This is a genomic window from Streptomyces sp. NPDC039430 (assembly GCF_055639435.1).
On record NZ_JBVKAK010000005.1, the window covers coordinates 437,177 to 450,801 of the forward strand.

The window sequence follows — 13,625 nt, forward strand, 5'->3', positions numbered from 1 at the left end:
CAGCACCTGCAGTAAGGGATCGCATGTCCTACTTCACCGACCTGGCCCACCAGTACATCGACGGCGAGTGGCGGACCGGCAGCGGCTCGTGGGACATCATCGACTTCAATCCGTACAACGGGGAGAAGCTCGCGGCCATCACGATCGCCACGGTCCAGGAGATCGACGAGGCGTACCGCGCCGCCGAACGCGCGCAGCGCGACTGGGCCGCGACCAGTCCGTACACCCGTCGCCGGGTCTTCGAGCGTGTCCTCAGGCTGGTCGAGGAGCGCAGGGACGACATCATCGAGGCGATCATCGACGAGCTGGGCGGTACGCGGCTCAAGGCGGAGCACGAGGTCGGTGCGGCGCAGGAGTTCCTGCGCGATGCCATACAGCTGTCGCTGCGGCCCGAAGGCCGGATTCTGCCGTCCCCGGTTGACGGCAAGGAGAACCGCGTCTACCGGCTGCCGGTCGGTGTCATCGGTGTGATCACCCCCTTCAACTTCCCCTTCCTGGTCACGATCAAGTCGGTGGCGCCCGCGCTGGCGCTCGGCAACGCCGTCGTGATCAAGCCCAACCAGAACGCGCCCATCGTCGGCGGCGGGCTCATCGCCAAGCTCTTCGAGGACGCGGAGCTGCCGGCCGGTCTGCTCAACGTCGTGGTGACGGACATCGCGGAGGTCGGGGACGCGCTCATCGAGCACCCCGTGCCGAAGGTGATCTCGTTCGCCGGCTCGGACCGGGTCGGCCGTCATGTCGGAGCGGTGGCGGGCGGCAACTTCAAGCGGGCGATACTCGAACTGAGCGGTAACAGCGCGCTGGTCGTCCTCGACGATCTCGACGAGGCGGGGCTCGACTACGCGGTGGACGCGGCGGTCGCCAGCCGCTTCATCTACCAGGGCCAGGTCTGTGTGGCCGCCAACCGGATCCTCGTGGACCGCGCCGTCGAGAAGCGGTTCACCGAGAAGTTCGTGGCGAAGGTGGCGTCGCTCAGGACGGGCGACCCGCGCGACCCCGAGACCCAGATCGGTCCGGTCATCAACACCTTCCAGGCGGACGCCCTGGCGGCGGTGGTGGACCAGGCGCTGGCGGAGGGGGCGACCGCGCTCGTACGGGGGCGTACGCGCGGCAATCTCGTGGAGCCGACGGTGCTGGCGGGCCTGGACGAGGACTCCCCGCTGATGCGCCAGGAGATCTTCGGACCCGTGGTGCTGCTGGTCCCGTTCGACGGGGAGGATGAGGCGGTACGGCTCGCCAACAACACCCCGTACGGGCTGAGCGGGGCCGTGCACACCTCGAATATCGAGCGTGGCGTCGCGTTCGCCAAGCGGATCGTCACGGGCATGATGCATGTCAATGACTCGACCGTGCAGGACGAGCCGCTGGTGGCCTTCGGCGGGGAGAAGTCCTCGGGGCTCGGCCGGCTCAACGGCGACGCGACGGTGGAGGCGTTCACGACGCAGAAGTGGATCTCGGTGCAGCACGGCCGGACCGCGTTCCCCTTCTGACGCCGACGCCGACGCCGACGCCGACGCCGACGCCGACGCCGACGCCGACGCCGACGCCGACGCCGACGCCGACGCCGACGCCGACGCCGACGCCGCGCCGACGTTGACGCGTCGCACGGTCGTGCGGTCGTACGGTCGCGGGCCCGGCGGGGGTGCCCCGCTCCGGGGTCATAACCTGGAGCTATGTCAGCGATCCGTTTGCTCGTGCTCTGCGCGGTCCGCCAGCACGGCCGGGCCCATGGCTATCAGGTACGCAACGACCTGGAGTACTGGGGCGCCCACGAGTGGTCCAACGCCAAGCCCGGGTCGATCTATCACGCGCTCAAGCAGATGGCGAAGCACGGCGTCCTGCTGGCCCACGAGGTCGCGCCGAGCACGGCGGGCGGGCCGCCGCGTACCGAGTACGAGCTGACGGACGCGGGCCGCGAGGAGTATCTGCGGCTGCTGCGCGAGGCGCTGACCACCTACGACCAGAAGATGGACGTGCTGTCGGCGGGGATCGGCGCCATCGTCGATCTGCCGCGCGCCGAGGTCATCGAGCTGCTCAAGGAGCGCGTGGCCGGGATCGAGGCGTGGCGGGCCGCGGTGACCGAGCACTACGTGCCCGAGGAGGGCCCGGAACAGCTCGGGCACATCGGCGAGATCATGAACCTGTGGGTGCACTCGGCGGACTCGGGCGCGGAGTGGACGCGGGGGCTGATCAAGCGCATCGAGGGCGGCGCGTACACCTTCGCCGGTGAGGGCGAGCCGTTCGTGGGGGTGCTCGCCGAGGGCCAGGAGAACCCGTACGCGACGGGTGTCCCCGATGACGGGGATCAACACTAATCAAGTTTGACTAATCGAAGGGCCAGGGTTACTCTTCCGGCTCGGTAGTCAAGTTTGATTACCTGGGTGGGAGGCGAAGACATTGACCGACGTGGCCGATGTGGCCGATGTGACCGACGTGATCGTGGTGGCGGGCGCACGAAAGCGATACGGCGAGAAGCGGGCCCTCGACGGGTTCGATCTGAGGGTGGAACGCGGCACGGTGCACGGCGTGCTCGGACCGAACGGCGCGGGCAAGACCACGGCCGTACGCATCCTGACCACGCTGCTGCGGGCCGACGAGGGGCTGGTGCGGGTGGCCGGGCTCGATGTGCGGACCCACGCGCGCGAAGTGCGGCGCAGAATCGGGCTACTGGGACAGCACGCGGCCCTCGACGAGGACCTGAGCGGCCGGCAGAACCTGGAGATGTTCGGACGGCTCTACCACCTCGGCGCCCGGCGCGCCGGGCAGCGGGCCGGTGAGCTGCTGGAGCGGTTCGGCCTGACGGACACCGGCCGCAAGGCCGTCAAGCAGTACAGCGGCGGCATGCGGCGCCGGCTCGACCTCGCGGCCTCTCTGATCACCGACCCGGAGGTGCTGTTCCTGGACGAGCCGACGACCGGACTCGACCCGCGCGGCCGGGCGGAGGTGTGGAGCGCGGTGCGCTCGCTGGTCGGCGGCGGTACGACCGTACTGCTGACCACGCAGTATCTGGAGGAGGCCGACCAACTGGCCGACCGTATCTCGGTGGTGGACAGCGGACGGGTCATCGCGGAGGGCACGGCGGACGAACTGAAGGCGCGGACCGGCGGCGACCGCATCGATGTCGTCCTGCGCGACGCGGACCGGCTCGCGGACGGCGCACGGGCGCTGGCGCGCGCGACGGGTACGCACGCCGTCAGTACGGACGTGGACCGGCGGCTGCTCAGCGCGCCCGTGGCGGACCGGATGGCGGCGCTGACCGAGACCGTACGCGCCCTGCACGCGCAGGGGATCGAGGCGGCGGACATCGCGCTGCGCCGGCCGACGCTGGACGAGGTCTTCCTCCATCTCACGGGCAAGGACGACGCCGAGCGCGGGGAGAGGGACGGGGACGCCCCTCAGGAGCGACAGGAGGTGACGGCGTGACGACGGTGAACGCCACGGCATCGGGGTCCGCGGATCCGGACACGGCCACCGGAGGCGGCGGGCTCGGCTGGGCCCTCGCCGACTCCTGGACCATGACCAGGCGTGAACTCGCCCGCTGGGCACGGCAGCCGGTCCAGGTCGTCGTCGGACTGGTCTTCCCGGTGATGCTCCTGCTGATGTTCGGCTACCTGATCGGCGGCGGCCGGGGGATCGAGGGGGAGTACGTCGAGTTCCTCGTACCGGGCATGCTCGCCCTGACCATGGCCTTCGGCCTGGAGTCCACGATGCTCGCCGTCACCCAGGACCTGAACAAGGGGGTGGTGGACCGTTTCCGTTCGATGCCCATGGCGTCGTCGGCGGTCCTGGTGGGCCGGAGCGTGGCGGACATGCTCCAGTCGGCGGTCAGCCTGCTCGTGATGACCGGCGTCGGCTACGCCATCGGCTGGCGCTGGCACGCGGGCACCGCGTCCTTCCTCGGCGCTCTCGGACTGCTGCTGCTGTTCCGGTTCGCGATGCTCTGGCTCGGGATCCAGCTGGCGATGGTGGCGGGCCGTCCCGAGATGGTGCAGGCGGTGCAGATCCTGGTCTGGCCGATCGGCTTCCTCTCCAACGCGTTCGCGACACCGGAGTCCATGCCGGGCTGGCTGGGCGCGGTCGTGGAGTGGAACCCGATGTCGGCGACGGCGACGGCGGTACGGGACCTGTTCGGCAACCCGGCCGCGGCGGGCGGCTCCTGGGCGGCGGAGCACGCGGGGACCCTGGCGGTCCTCTGGCCGGTGGCACTGCTCGCGCTCTTCTTCCCGCTGGCGGTACGGCGGTTCGGGAGGCTCAGCCGCTGATCCGGACGCGTACGGCCGGTACGAGGCCGGCCCCGCCCCGGCCCCCGCCCCCGGCCCCCGCCCACGGAGCCACTCTCCGCGGGCGGGGTCCGGGGTCCGGGGGTCGGACAGGGCCGGGCGGGGCAGGCCCCGGGCGGTCAGTGGTGGAAGGCCGTCGCCGTGGACCTGTCCCGGCCCAACGGGCGGTCCTGGCCGCGCAGTTCGGGCAGTACCCGCTTCAGATCGGCCACCAGCAGCGCCGCCAGGTCGGCCGAGAAGCCGTTGCGGCAGACCACCCGCAGCACGGACAGGTCCTCGCGATGGGCGGGGAAGGTGTACGCCGGCACGAGCCAGCCGCGCTCGCGCAGCCGGCGCGAGACGTCGAAGACGTCGAAGGCCGTCACACCGGGAGCGGTGGTGAAGGCGAACACGGGCAGTTCGTTCCCGCGCGTGAGCAGCCGGAAGTCGCCCAGCTCCTCGATCCGCCCGGCCAGCTTCCCGGCGATGTCCCGCGCGGTCTGCTGGACGGCGCGGTAGCCGTCCCTGCCCAGCCGCAGGAAGGTGTAGTACTGCGCGACGACCTGCGCGCCCGGCCGGGAGAAGTTCAGCGCGAACGTGGGCATGTCACCGCCCAGGTAGTTGACGCGGAAGACCAGTCCCTCGGGCAGCTCGGCGGGCGAGCGCCACAGCGCCCACCCGACGCCCGGGTAGACCAGCCCGTACTTGTGCCCGGAGGTGTTGATGGAGGAGACGCGCGGCAGCCGGAAGTCCCAGACCAGGTCCTCGTCGAGGAAGGGCGCCACCATGGCCCCCGACGCCCCGTCGACATGGACGGGGATGTCGAGCCCCGTACGCTCCTGGAGCGCGTCCAGCGCCGCGCACAGCTCGGCGACGGGTTCGTACGAGCCGTCGAAGGTGGAGCCCAGGACGGCGACGACCCCGATGGTGTTCTCGTCGCAGAGCTCGGCGGCGGCCTGGGGGTCGAGATGGAAGCGGTCGCCCTCCATGGGCACCTGCCGCGCCTCGACCTCCCAGAAATTGCAGAACTTGTCCCAGCAGACCTGCACGTTGACGCCCATGACGAGATTGGGCCTGGCCGTCGCCGGGTAGCGTGCGGTATTGCGCGCGGCCCAGCGGCGCTTGAGCGCCATCCCGGCCAGCATGCAGGCCTCGCTCGATCCCGTCGTCGAGCAGCCGACGGTCGTCGCCGGATCCGGTGCGTTCCAGAGGTCGGCGAGCATCGCCACGCAGCGCCGCTCCAGCTCGGCGGTGCGCGGGTACTCATCCTTGTCGATCATGTTCTTGTCCCGGCACTCCGTCATCAGCGCCGTGGCCTGCGGCTCCATCCAGGTGGTGACGAAGGTGGCGAGATTGAGCCGCGAGTTGCCGTCGAGCATCAGCTCGTCATGGACCAGCTGGTACGCCGTGTCCGGCGGGGTCGGGCCGTCGGGAAGCCGGTGCATGGGCGGCGCCGAGGTCATCTCGCTGGTCGGATCGGCCTCCCCGTAAAAGGGGTTGATCGACAGTCTGCTCAGCTCGTCGCGTTCGCTCGGGGGCATTCCGGCTGCCCGGTCCGCGCCTCGGTGGAGTGGCATCGGCGGATCTCCTCGGGATGGGTACGGTTCCCCTCGCGAGAATACGGACGAAAGGGGTGAACCGCCCGCCGGGTCCGGGGGGTCATCGCAGGGCCGTGCCGTCCTCGCGCAGTTGCATCCACGGCCGGCCGGTGACCACCAGCCAGGCGGGCAGGGCGGCGACGCAGAGCAGCGCCAGCACATCGGGGTCGGCGACCAGGACCGCCGCGGTGAAGAGGCTGAGCCAGCCCTGCCGGGTGATGGCGAGCAGGACGCCGAGGACTCCGCAGACCACTCCCAGGCCGGGCTGTACGGCCGGGACCAGCGCGTGGGCGCAGAGGCCCAGCGCGGTCCCGACGAAGACGGCGGGGAAGATCCGCCCGCCCCGGAAGCCGCAGGCGGCGGCGGTGAGCAGCGCGGCCAGCTTCACCACCGTCATCAACGCGAACGCGCCCGCCGACCAGCCCTCCGGGTCGGCGGCCAGTGTCTTCACCTCGTCCAGTCCCTTGAACAGCGTCAGCGGCCCGCCGAGCGCCCCCAGCAGACCGAGCACCAGCCCGCCGGCGGTGACCGCCAGGACGGGGTGGCCGAGACGCCGGAAAGCGGCGTGGACGTACGGGAACGCGTAGCAGGCCGCCAGCCCCAGCGCCGCCGCGAGCGGAGCGATCACGAGCGCCGCCAGCAGATCGCTCCAGTGGGTGCCGGTGTACGGGGGCAGGGCGAGGTCGAAGGCCGGGTGGGCGATCAGGGCGGTGACGAGCGCGCCCGCGCCGGCCGCGATCAGCGGACCGAACAGCTTGTCCCAGAGCGAGCCGGGGCCCGGCCGCGCGGCGAGCGTCTCGCTCAGGACCAGGGCCGCCGCCACGGGCGTACCGAACAGCGCCCCGATCGTGCCCGCGGCGGCGAGGGAGAACCAGAGCGCCGCCGGGGCGCCGGGCGCCGCCTTGCGGCCGAGCCAGTAGGTGAGCGCGACATTGGCGGCGGTGACCGGATTCTCCGGGCCGAGGCTCACCCCGCCGGCCAGCGCCAGCACCGCGACCACCAGCAGCCCCGGCACCACCCCGGGGCGCAGCGGCTTATCGACCAGCCCGGTGGTGGCCGGGTCCGGCCCGGCGTGTCCGTGTACCTGCCGTACGACGATCCCCACCGCGAGCCCCGTGGCCGTGAGCATCACGATCATCCAGAGCGTGGAGTAGCGGCCGGCCCCGAGCGCGTCGGGGAGCGTCCCCCACAGCACGTCCTTCAGCTGATCCGCGACCTCGCTCACGCCCAGCAGCACGAGCGCCGAGGCGGCGCCGATCAGGAGGGAGGGAGCGACCAGCGGCAGCAGCGTGCGGGCCGAGGGTGAGGGTGAGGGGGAGGAGGGGGAGGTGGACGGAGTGTCATGGGCCACGCGCTCACCGTAACCGTCCGTAATGCCCTCGCTTCCCGCTCCCCGCTCACGCCTCCTGTGGGGCGGTCGCGCCGGACGGACAGGGCCCGGGGCACGGTGGCGCCCGGCGGGCACGCTGCTTTGGGTGGGTCTGCACCGGCTGCGTCCGGTGTGGGACCCCGGCCGGATCCGGGGTGTGCCCGTAAGGGCCCGGGTGGAACCTGGAAGGGACGGTAGGCGTTGATAGCTTGTGCGCGGCCGAATACGCCGAATCGACGATCGACCGACTAATGACACAGGAGTCCGGAACCCGTGACCACCCTTGCACTCGGACCCAGCTGGCTGGATCCGGATTATCTGATCGGGACCTTCGGGCTGATCGGTGTTCTGGTCATCGTCTTCGCCGAGTCCGGCCTTCTCATCGGCTTCTTCCTGCCGGGCGACTCGCTGCTCTTCACCACCGGCCTGCTGGTGACGGCCGGCACCCTCAAGACCCCGCTCTGGCTGGTCTGCCTGCTGATCGTGATCGCCGCGATCATCGGTGACCAGGTCGGCTATCTCTTCGGCCGGAAGGTGGGGCCCGCGCTGTTCAAGCGTCCGGACTCCAAGTTCTTCAAGCAGGAGAACGTCGAGAAGGCGCACGAGTTCTTCGAGAAGTACGGACCCAAGTCGCTGGTCCTCGCGCGCTTCGTGCCCGTCGTCCGTACGTTCACGCCGATCATCGCCGGTGTGAGCCGGATGAACTACCGCTCGTTCATCACGTACAACGTCGTCGGCGGCACGCTGTGGGGCGCGGGCGTCACGCTGCTGGGAGCCGCGCTCGGCAAGATCGAGTTCGTGACCAAGAACATCGAGATGATCCTGATCGGCATCGTGGTGCTCTCGGTGCTGCCGATCGTGATCGAGTTCCTGCGGGCGCGGTCCAAGTCCAAGAAGGCCGCCGCGCGGCAGCCCGCGGTCGACGACGGTCTGGTCGGCCCGGGTACGGCCGCGACGGACGGGCGCGCCCCCATGACGCCCCCCGGCGCCCCGGGTGCGCCGGGCGCCCCCGGCCCTGGCCCCGGCAGCGGTGGCCGCGGCCGTCACGCCAAGCGCTGACCCGCCCCCGACCCGTCAGAAGCCGCGCGTCCGCTTGGCCGCGCGGCGGCTCGACGCCCGGCCCGCCCCCGGCACCGTGAGGAACAGCCGGGCGATCTCCCCGCCGAGGTTCACCCCGACGGCGATCGCCAGCGCCAGTGCCACCGCCTGGGACAGCGAGGTCAGCCCGCGGGCCGGCTCGTTCTGCGCGAAGCCCAGCAGCCCGAAGTAGGTCGCCGAGCCGGGCAGCAGCGGTCCGATCGCCGCCGTGATGTAGGGCAGCGCGGAAGCGAACTGGTAGCGCGAGAAGAGCTGCCCGAACAGCCCCACGAGACCGGCGGCGACCGCCGTCGCGGCCACCGGCGAGATACCGCCCACGTCATGCATCGCCGCGTAGACGATCCAGGCCACACCGCCGTTGAGCGAGACCATCAGGACGGTCGAGCGGTCCTGCTGGAGCAGGATCGCGAAGGCGAAGCTCAGCGTCACCGCCGCGAGCGTCTGGGCCACCGGCCGTACGTCACTGTGCAGCGCCGCCTCCGGCGTCAGCTGCGCGTGCAGCTGAACGCCCAGATAGAGCACGAGCAGCACCCCGACGACGATCGCGATGAAGAAGTACATGACTTCCAGGAGCCGTGCGGCGGCGGTGATGTAATAGCCCGTCAGCCCGTCCTGCACCCCGGCCACCAGCGCCCGCCCCGGCAGCAGCGCGAAGAGACCACCGGTGATCACCGCCGACGGCCGGCCCTCCCACGACACGAGCGGGCCCAGCAGCGTCAGCGCCACCCCCATCGCGGCGGGCGGCATCGCGGCCACCACGAACTGATAGAACTCCGGCAGCCCGCGCCCGGCGCACAACCAGGCCAGCCGGTCACCGAGCATCGCGCCGAGCGCCGCCGCCGCGAACACCACCACGCCACCACCGACCAGCACGGACGCCGCCCCGGCCAGCAGCCCGCTCGACACGGTCAGCGCCCAGCCGGGGTACGGGTGCCGGTTGCGGCGGATCTCCGCGAGCCGCCGGTACGCCTCCTCCAGCGTGACGTCCGTGTCCTCGGTGGTGATGTCGTCGATGAGCGTGTAGACGGCGGACAGCCGGGTGTAGTCGGTGCCCCGTCTGCGTACGGTCCTGCTGGCCGTCACCGGGTCGTCCACGAGCGACGGCTGATGGGAGATGGACAGCAGGGTGAAGGTGACGGTCGGCTCGCAGCGGTCGAGGCCGTACGCGCGGCTGACCGCGAACATGGCGGCCTCGACGTCCTCGGCGCCCTCGCCGCCGGCCAGCAGCAGCTCACCGATACGGAGCGTCAGGTCGAGCACCCGGGGCACGGCGGGCCCCTGGTCGTCGTGGCGCTGGACCCTCTCCGGTACGGGGCGCTCGCCGGACGGCATCCGCAGCAGGGTGCGCATCCGGTCCTGCCAGGGCGCTTCCTTGTTCAGCCGGACCACCGGGACGCCCCGGGCGGGCGTGTACGCGGGGGACGACTGCCGGCCGCCGGCCACGCCGGCCGGCGTACCGCCCGGCAGATCGAAGGCCGAGCCCTCCGGCTCGGCCTGCTGCTCCGTGCTCAGCCCCTCGGGAAGCGCGAACTCCGATGTCGGATGGTCGTCCTCGGGAAGCGGCGGCTGCTCCATCCCGGACGGTGGAGTGAAGGCGCTGTGCGCCTCGTCCGTCTGAGGCTTCCGGTCCTCGGGACCGTCCGACTCCGCCACCACCCTCTGCTCCCTCGTTCCTGGGGCCGGATCTCGGCGCCGCGCAGCCACACGTCTGCCCAGTATGGGCATGGACATGGGCAACCACACACGCGGACGGGCGGCGCACCCCTCGGGGGGTACGCCGCCCGTCATCCGCCTCTCGGCCGCCCGGCGGCCGGCCGGTCACACGCGCGGGCGCGCGGCCGGTGCGCGGTTCAGCGCCTGGTCAGTGCGCGCCGCCCTGGGCCTCAAGCCGCTTGTACGAGGCCTCGATCTCGGCCTCGGCCTCGGCGCGGCCGACCCAGTCGGCGCCCTCGACGGACTTGCCGGGCTCCAGGTCCTTGTAGACCTCGAAGAAGTGCTGGATCTCCAGGCGGTCGAACTCCGAGACGTGATGGATGTCGCGCAGGTGCTCCACCCGGGGGTCGGACGCCGGGACGCACAGCAGCTTGTCGTCCCCGCCGGCCTCGTCCGTCATCCGGAACATGCCGATGGCACGGCACTTGATGAGGCAGCCTGGGAAGGTCGGCTCGTCCAGGATGACCAGCGCGTCCAGCGGGTCGCCGTCCTCGCCGAGGGTGTTCTCGACGAATCCGTAGTCCGCGGGGTAGCTGGTCGAGGTGAAGAGACGACGGTCAAGACGGATCCGACCGGTCTCGTGGTCCACCTCGTACTTGTTCCGCGAACCCTTAGGGATCTCGATGGTGACGTCGAACTCCACGGGTGGCTCCTCCATGATCAACACATTTGTCAGTGGTGCTGCGTCTTCACGCAGGAGACCCCCCGTCCGGGAGCGGACGGAGAGCCCACTGCTGGCCGGGGTGCCATGCTCGTCGCAAGGCGCAGTGATTAAGTGTCCCCCACGCAGCAGTGTGATCGCGAAAGGGGCTGGTCAACCATGCTTGAGCCGAAAGTGTGGCAGCTCACGGCGGGTTCCGTCGTGGTCGGCATGGCGCTCGCCGCCGCGGCGGTGGCCGCGGCCGGCCCCTGGGACTCCGGTCAGCGTAGGGCCGAGCGGGACTGGGCGGTCGCGCAGAGCCGTACGGGTGGCGCACATCACGGCCCGTCCGCCCCCCGCACACCCGCGCCCGCCCCCAGCGCCGCCGGCGTGCTCCCCGAGCTCTCCGCGCCCGGCGCCGCGCCCCCGAATGCCGGAACCGCGTCCGTGGATCTCAGGAAGAAGCTCGGACCGCTCCTCGACGACCCCGCGCTCGGCAAGTCCCGGTCGGCGTCCGTCATCGACGTCACCACCGGCCGACCGCTTTACGGGAGGGCGGCCGGCACCCCGATGACCCCGGCCTCCACGGTCAAGATCGCGACGATGGCCGCCGCGCTCTCCGCCCTCGGCCCCGACCACCGCATCGCCACCACGGTCACCTCCACCGCGGACGGCCGGAGGATCACCCTGGTCGGCGGCGGCGACGCCACCCTCGGCCGGGCAGGACTGCGCGCCCTCGCCGACGACACCGCCCGCGCGCTGCGCGACCGGGGCGTCACCAAGGTCGAATTCCGCTACGACACCTCCCTCTACTCCGGCCGCCGCGAACACCCGATCGGCCCCAACGACAACATCGCCCCCGTCGTCGCCCTGATGGCCGATCAGGGCCGGCTGGACACGTCCCGCAGCGGACCGGCTCCCCGCAGCGGCAACCCGGCGGGTGACGCCGCCCGCCTCTTCGCCGGACTGCTGCGCGAACGCGGCATCCGCACCTCGGCCGCGCCCGAGCCCGGCACGTCGCCCAAGGGCTCGAAGACCGTCGCCAGGACCTACTCCCGTCCGCTCTCCGACCTCGTCGAACGCGCGCTGACCGAGAGCGACAACGACATCGCCGAGTCGCTGGCCCGGCAGACCGCCATCGCGGCCCGCGAGCCCGCCAGCTTCGAGGGCGCGGGCCGGGCCGTCGGCGCCGAGCTGAAGAAGCTCGGACTGCCCGTCACCGGTGCCCGCTTCGCCGACGGCAGCGGCCTGAACCGCCAGGGCAGGATCAGCGCCGCCCTGCTCACCGCGCTGCTGGCCCGCGCGGCCGACCCCGCCCGCCCCGAGCTGCGCCCCGTGCTCACGGGGCTGCCGGTCGCCGGATTCAACGGCACCCTCCGCGGCCGGTACGCGGACGCCGGACCCGCCGCCGGACTCATCCGCGCCAAGACAGGCACGCTCACCGGGGTGAACGCCCTGGCGGGCACGGTCGTCGACGCCCGGGGCCGGCTGCTGGCCTTCGCCTTCATGGCGGGCTCCACCCCCGCGCCCGGCACCGCCCAGAAGGCCCTGGACCGGCTCTCCGCGGCGCTCGTCCCGTAACGAGCGCCCGCCAGGCTCCGCGGGCCCGCCCCTGCGGGTCCCTGAGGGTCCGCCGCGCCCCCTAAGGGCCCGCTAGGGGAAGAACCGGGCCACCCACACCCCACCGCTCCCCGGGCCGAGCACGTACGGTTGACGCATGACGAGCATCGGTGGTGCCCAGATGGTCGACTGGAATCTCGCGGTGGCGACCGCGACCCGCCTCGTGCGGCCGGGACCGGAAGTGACCCGCGACGAGGCGCGAGAGATCGTCGCCGAGCTGCGGCGGCACGCGAAGTCCTCGGAGGAGCACGTCCGCGCGTACACGCGGATGGTCCCCGACGGCCACGAGCCGCCCGACACCCCCGTCCTGGTCGTGGACCGGGCGGGCTGGGTCAAGGCGAACGTCGCCGGGTTCCGCGAGCTGCTCAAGCCCCTCCTGTCGAAGATGCAGGACCGCCGCCCCGGTGGTCCCGGCGGCGCCGTGCTCGGCGCGGTCGGCGGCAAGGTGACCGGCGTGGAGCTGGGCATGCTCCTGTCGTTCATGTCGTCCCGCGTCCTCGGCCAGTACGAGACGTTCGCCCCCGCCACCCGCGATCTCCCCGCCTCCGCGGACGGCGGCGGCCGGCTGCTGCTCGTGGCCCCCAACATCGTCCACGTCGAACGCGAACTGGACGTGGAACCCCACGACTTCAGGCTCTGGGTCGCCCTCCACGAGGAGACCCACCGCACCCAGTTCACCGGTGTGCCGTGGCTGCGCGACCACCTCCAGGGCGAGATCCAGTCATTCCTCGACCAGACCGAGGTCGACCCGATGACCCTTCTCGAACGGCTCCGCGAAGCCGCGCAGACCCTCGCGGGCGGGCGCCCGGAGGGCGAGGAGGACGAGGACGGCCGCAGCATCGTCGAGCTGGTGCAGACCCCCGGACAGCGCGAGATCCTCGGCCGGCTCACCGCCGTGATGTCCCTGCTCGAAGGCCACGCCGACTATGTGATGGACGGCGTGGGACCGGCCGTCGTGCCCTCGGTCGCCGAGATCCGCGAGAAGTTCCAGCAGCGCAGGGCCCGCGGCGCCGGCCGCCTCGACCAGGCACTGCGCAAACTGCTCGGCCTCGATGCCAAGCTGCGCCAGTACCGGGACGGGGAACGGTTCGTACGGGCCGTGGTCGAGGAGACCGGCATGGACGGCTTCAACCGGGTCTGGACCTCGCCGAACACCCTCCCGACCAAGGCGGAGATCGCTAAACCGGCGGACTGGATCGCACGGGTGCACCGCGGGGCGGACTCCTGAGCCGGGCGCGGCTCACGGCAGAAGTACGCCTCAGGTATCACCCATCCGAGGGACCGTGGGTGAGGGATAGGCGTGCAATGCTCGGGTAATGGCTCGGTTC

General features: G+C 71.7%; 11 protein-coding genes. 7 read left to right on the forward strand and 4 right to left on the reverse strand.

Annotation, left to right across the window (positions count from 1 at the left end):
* Window positions 1–23 precede the first annotated feature (23 nt).
* From ACZ7LS_RS16220 to ACZ7LS_RS16235, 4 genes are all read left to right on the forward strand, one after another.
* The gene (locus ACZ7LS_RS16220) at window positions 24–1,490 is read left to right on the forward strand and encodes an aldehyde dehydrogenase family protein (RefSeq protein WP_382520824.1); all 1,467 of its coding nucleotides are present in this window, start codon (window positions 24–26) and stop codon (window positions 1,488–1,490) included.
* Between the two features lie 183 nt (window positions 1,491–1,673).
* Complete coding sequence (locus ACZ7LS_RS16225; protein WP_385134984.1) at window positions 1,674–2,315, forward strand: PadR family transcriptional regulator; 642 nt, start codon at window positions 1,674–1,676, stop codon at window positions 2,313–2,315.
* Window positions 2,316–2,424: 109 nt separating this feature from the next.
* The gene (locus ACZ7LS_RS16230; protein WP_385135007.1) at window positions 2,425–3,423 is read left to right on the forward strand and encodes an ATP-binding cassette domain-containing protein; all 999 of its coding nucleotides are present in this window, start codon (window positions 2,425–2,427) and stop codon (window positions 3,421–3,423) included.
* Between the two features lie 92 nt (window positions 3,424–3,515).
* Window positions 3,516–4,262, forward strand: coding sequence for an ABC transporter permease (locus tag ACZ7LS_RS16235; protein WP_382521119.1), 747 nt, complete (start codon window positions 3,516–3,518; stop codon window positions 4,260–4,262).
* A gap of 137 nt (window positions 4,263–4,399) precedes the next feature.
* Here the strand turns inward: ACZ7LS_RS16235 and ACZ7LS_RS16240 are convergent, their stop codons facing one another.
* Window positions 4,400–5,836, reverse strand: a complete 1,437-nt coding sequence (locus ACZ7LS_RS16240) for a glutamate decarboxylase (protein WP_382670485.1) — start codon at window positions 5,834–5,836, stop codon at window positions 4,400–4,402.
* A gap of 82 nt (window positions 5,837–5,918) precedes the next feature.
* Window positions 5,919–7,208: an ion channel protein gene (locus ACZ7LS_RS16245; RefSeq protein WP_385134982.1), complete on the reverse strand. Its 1,290-nt coding sequence runs from the start codon at window positions 7,206–7,208 to the stop codon at window positions 5,919–5,921.
* Window positions 7,209–7,499: 291 nt separating this feature from the next.
* Here ACZ7LS_RS16245 and ACZ7LS_RS16250 point away from each other — a divergent pair, with 291 nt between their 5' ends.
* A complete protein-coding gene (locus ACZ7LS_RS16250; protein ID WP_382520817.1) occupies window positions 7,500–8,285 on the forward strand; it encodes a DedA family protein in 786 nt (261 codons plus the stop codon).
* A gap of 15 nt (window positions 8,286–8,300) precedes the next feature.
* Here the strand turns inward: ACZ7LS_RS16250 and ACZ7LS_RS16255 are convergent, their stop codons facing one another.
* Both ACZ7LS_RS16255 and ACZ7LS_RS16260 read right to left on the reverse strand, forming a co-directional pair.
* Window positions 8,301–9,980, reverse strand: a complete 1,680-nt coding sequence (locus tag ACZ7LS_RS16255; RefSeq protein ID WP_382520815.1) for a threonine/serine exporter family protein — start codon at window positions 9,978–9,980, stop codon at window positions 8,301–8,303.
* Between the two features lie 205 nt (window positions 9,981–10,185).
* Window positions 10,186–10,680, reverse strand: coding sequence for an inorganic diphosphatase (locus ACZ7LS_RS16260; protein WP_003968257.1), 495 nt, complete (start codon window positions 10,678–10,680; stop codon window positions 10,186–10,188).
* Between the two features lie 177 nt (window positions 10,681–10,857).
* Between ACZ7LS_RS16260 and dacB the strand changes: the two genes are divergently transcribed.
* Together dacB and ACZ7LS_RS16270 are read left to right on the forward strand one after the other, a co-directional pair.
* Window positions 10,858–12,258, forward strand: a complete 1,401-nt coding sequence (gene dacB / locus ACZ7LS_RS16265) for a D-alanyl-D-alanine carboxypeptidase/D-alanyl-D-alanine endopeptidase (protein ID WP_382520813.1) — start codon at window positions 10,858–10,860, stop codon at window positions 12,256–12,258.
* Between the two features lie 136 nt (window positions 12,259–12,394).
* On the forward strand, window positions 12,395–13,525 hold the full coding sequence (locus tag ACZ7LS_RS16270; protein ID WP_382874369.1) for a zinc-dependent metalloprotease: 1,131 nt from the start codon (window positions 12,395–12,397) through the stop codon (window positions 13,523–13,525).
* The last annotated feature ends 100 nt before the right edge of the window (window positions 13,526–13,625 follow it).

Bases quoted from the DNA above. Each gene is read 5' to 3' on its own strand.
- ACZ7LS_RS16270 (WP_382874369.1), top strand. From the start codon at position 12,395: ATGACGAGCATCGGTGGTGCCCAGATGGTCGACTGGAATCTCGCGGTG.
- ACZ7LS_RS16220 (WP_382520824.1), top strand. From the start codon at position 24: ATGTCCTACTTCACCGACCTGGCCCACCAGTACATCGACGGCGAGTGG.
- ACZ7LS_RS16240 (WP_382670485.1), bottom strand. From the start codon at position 5,836: ATGCCACTCCACCGAGGCGCGGACCGGGCAGCCGGAATGCCCCCGAGC.
- dacB (WP_382520813.1), top strand. From the start codon at position 10,858: ATGCTTGAGCCGAAAGTGTGGCAGCTCACGGCGGGTTCCGTCGTGGTC.
- ACZ7LS_RS16225 (WP_385134984.1), top strand. From the start codon at position 1,674: ATGTCAGCGATCCGTTTGCTCGTGCTCTGCGCGGTCCGCCAGCACGGC.
- ACZ7LS_RS16235 (WP_382521119.1), top strand. From the start codon at position 3,516: ATGACCAGGCGTGAACTCGCCCGCTGGGCACGGCAGCCGGTCCAGGTC.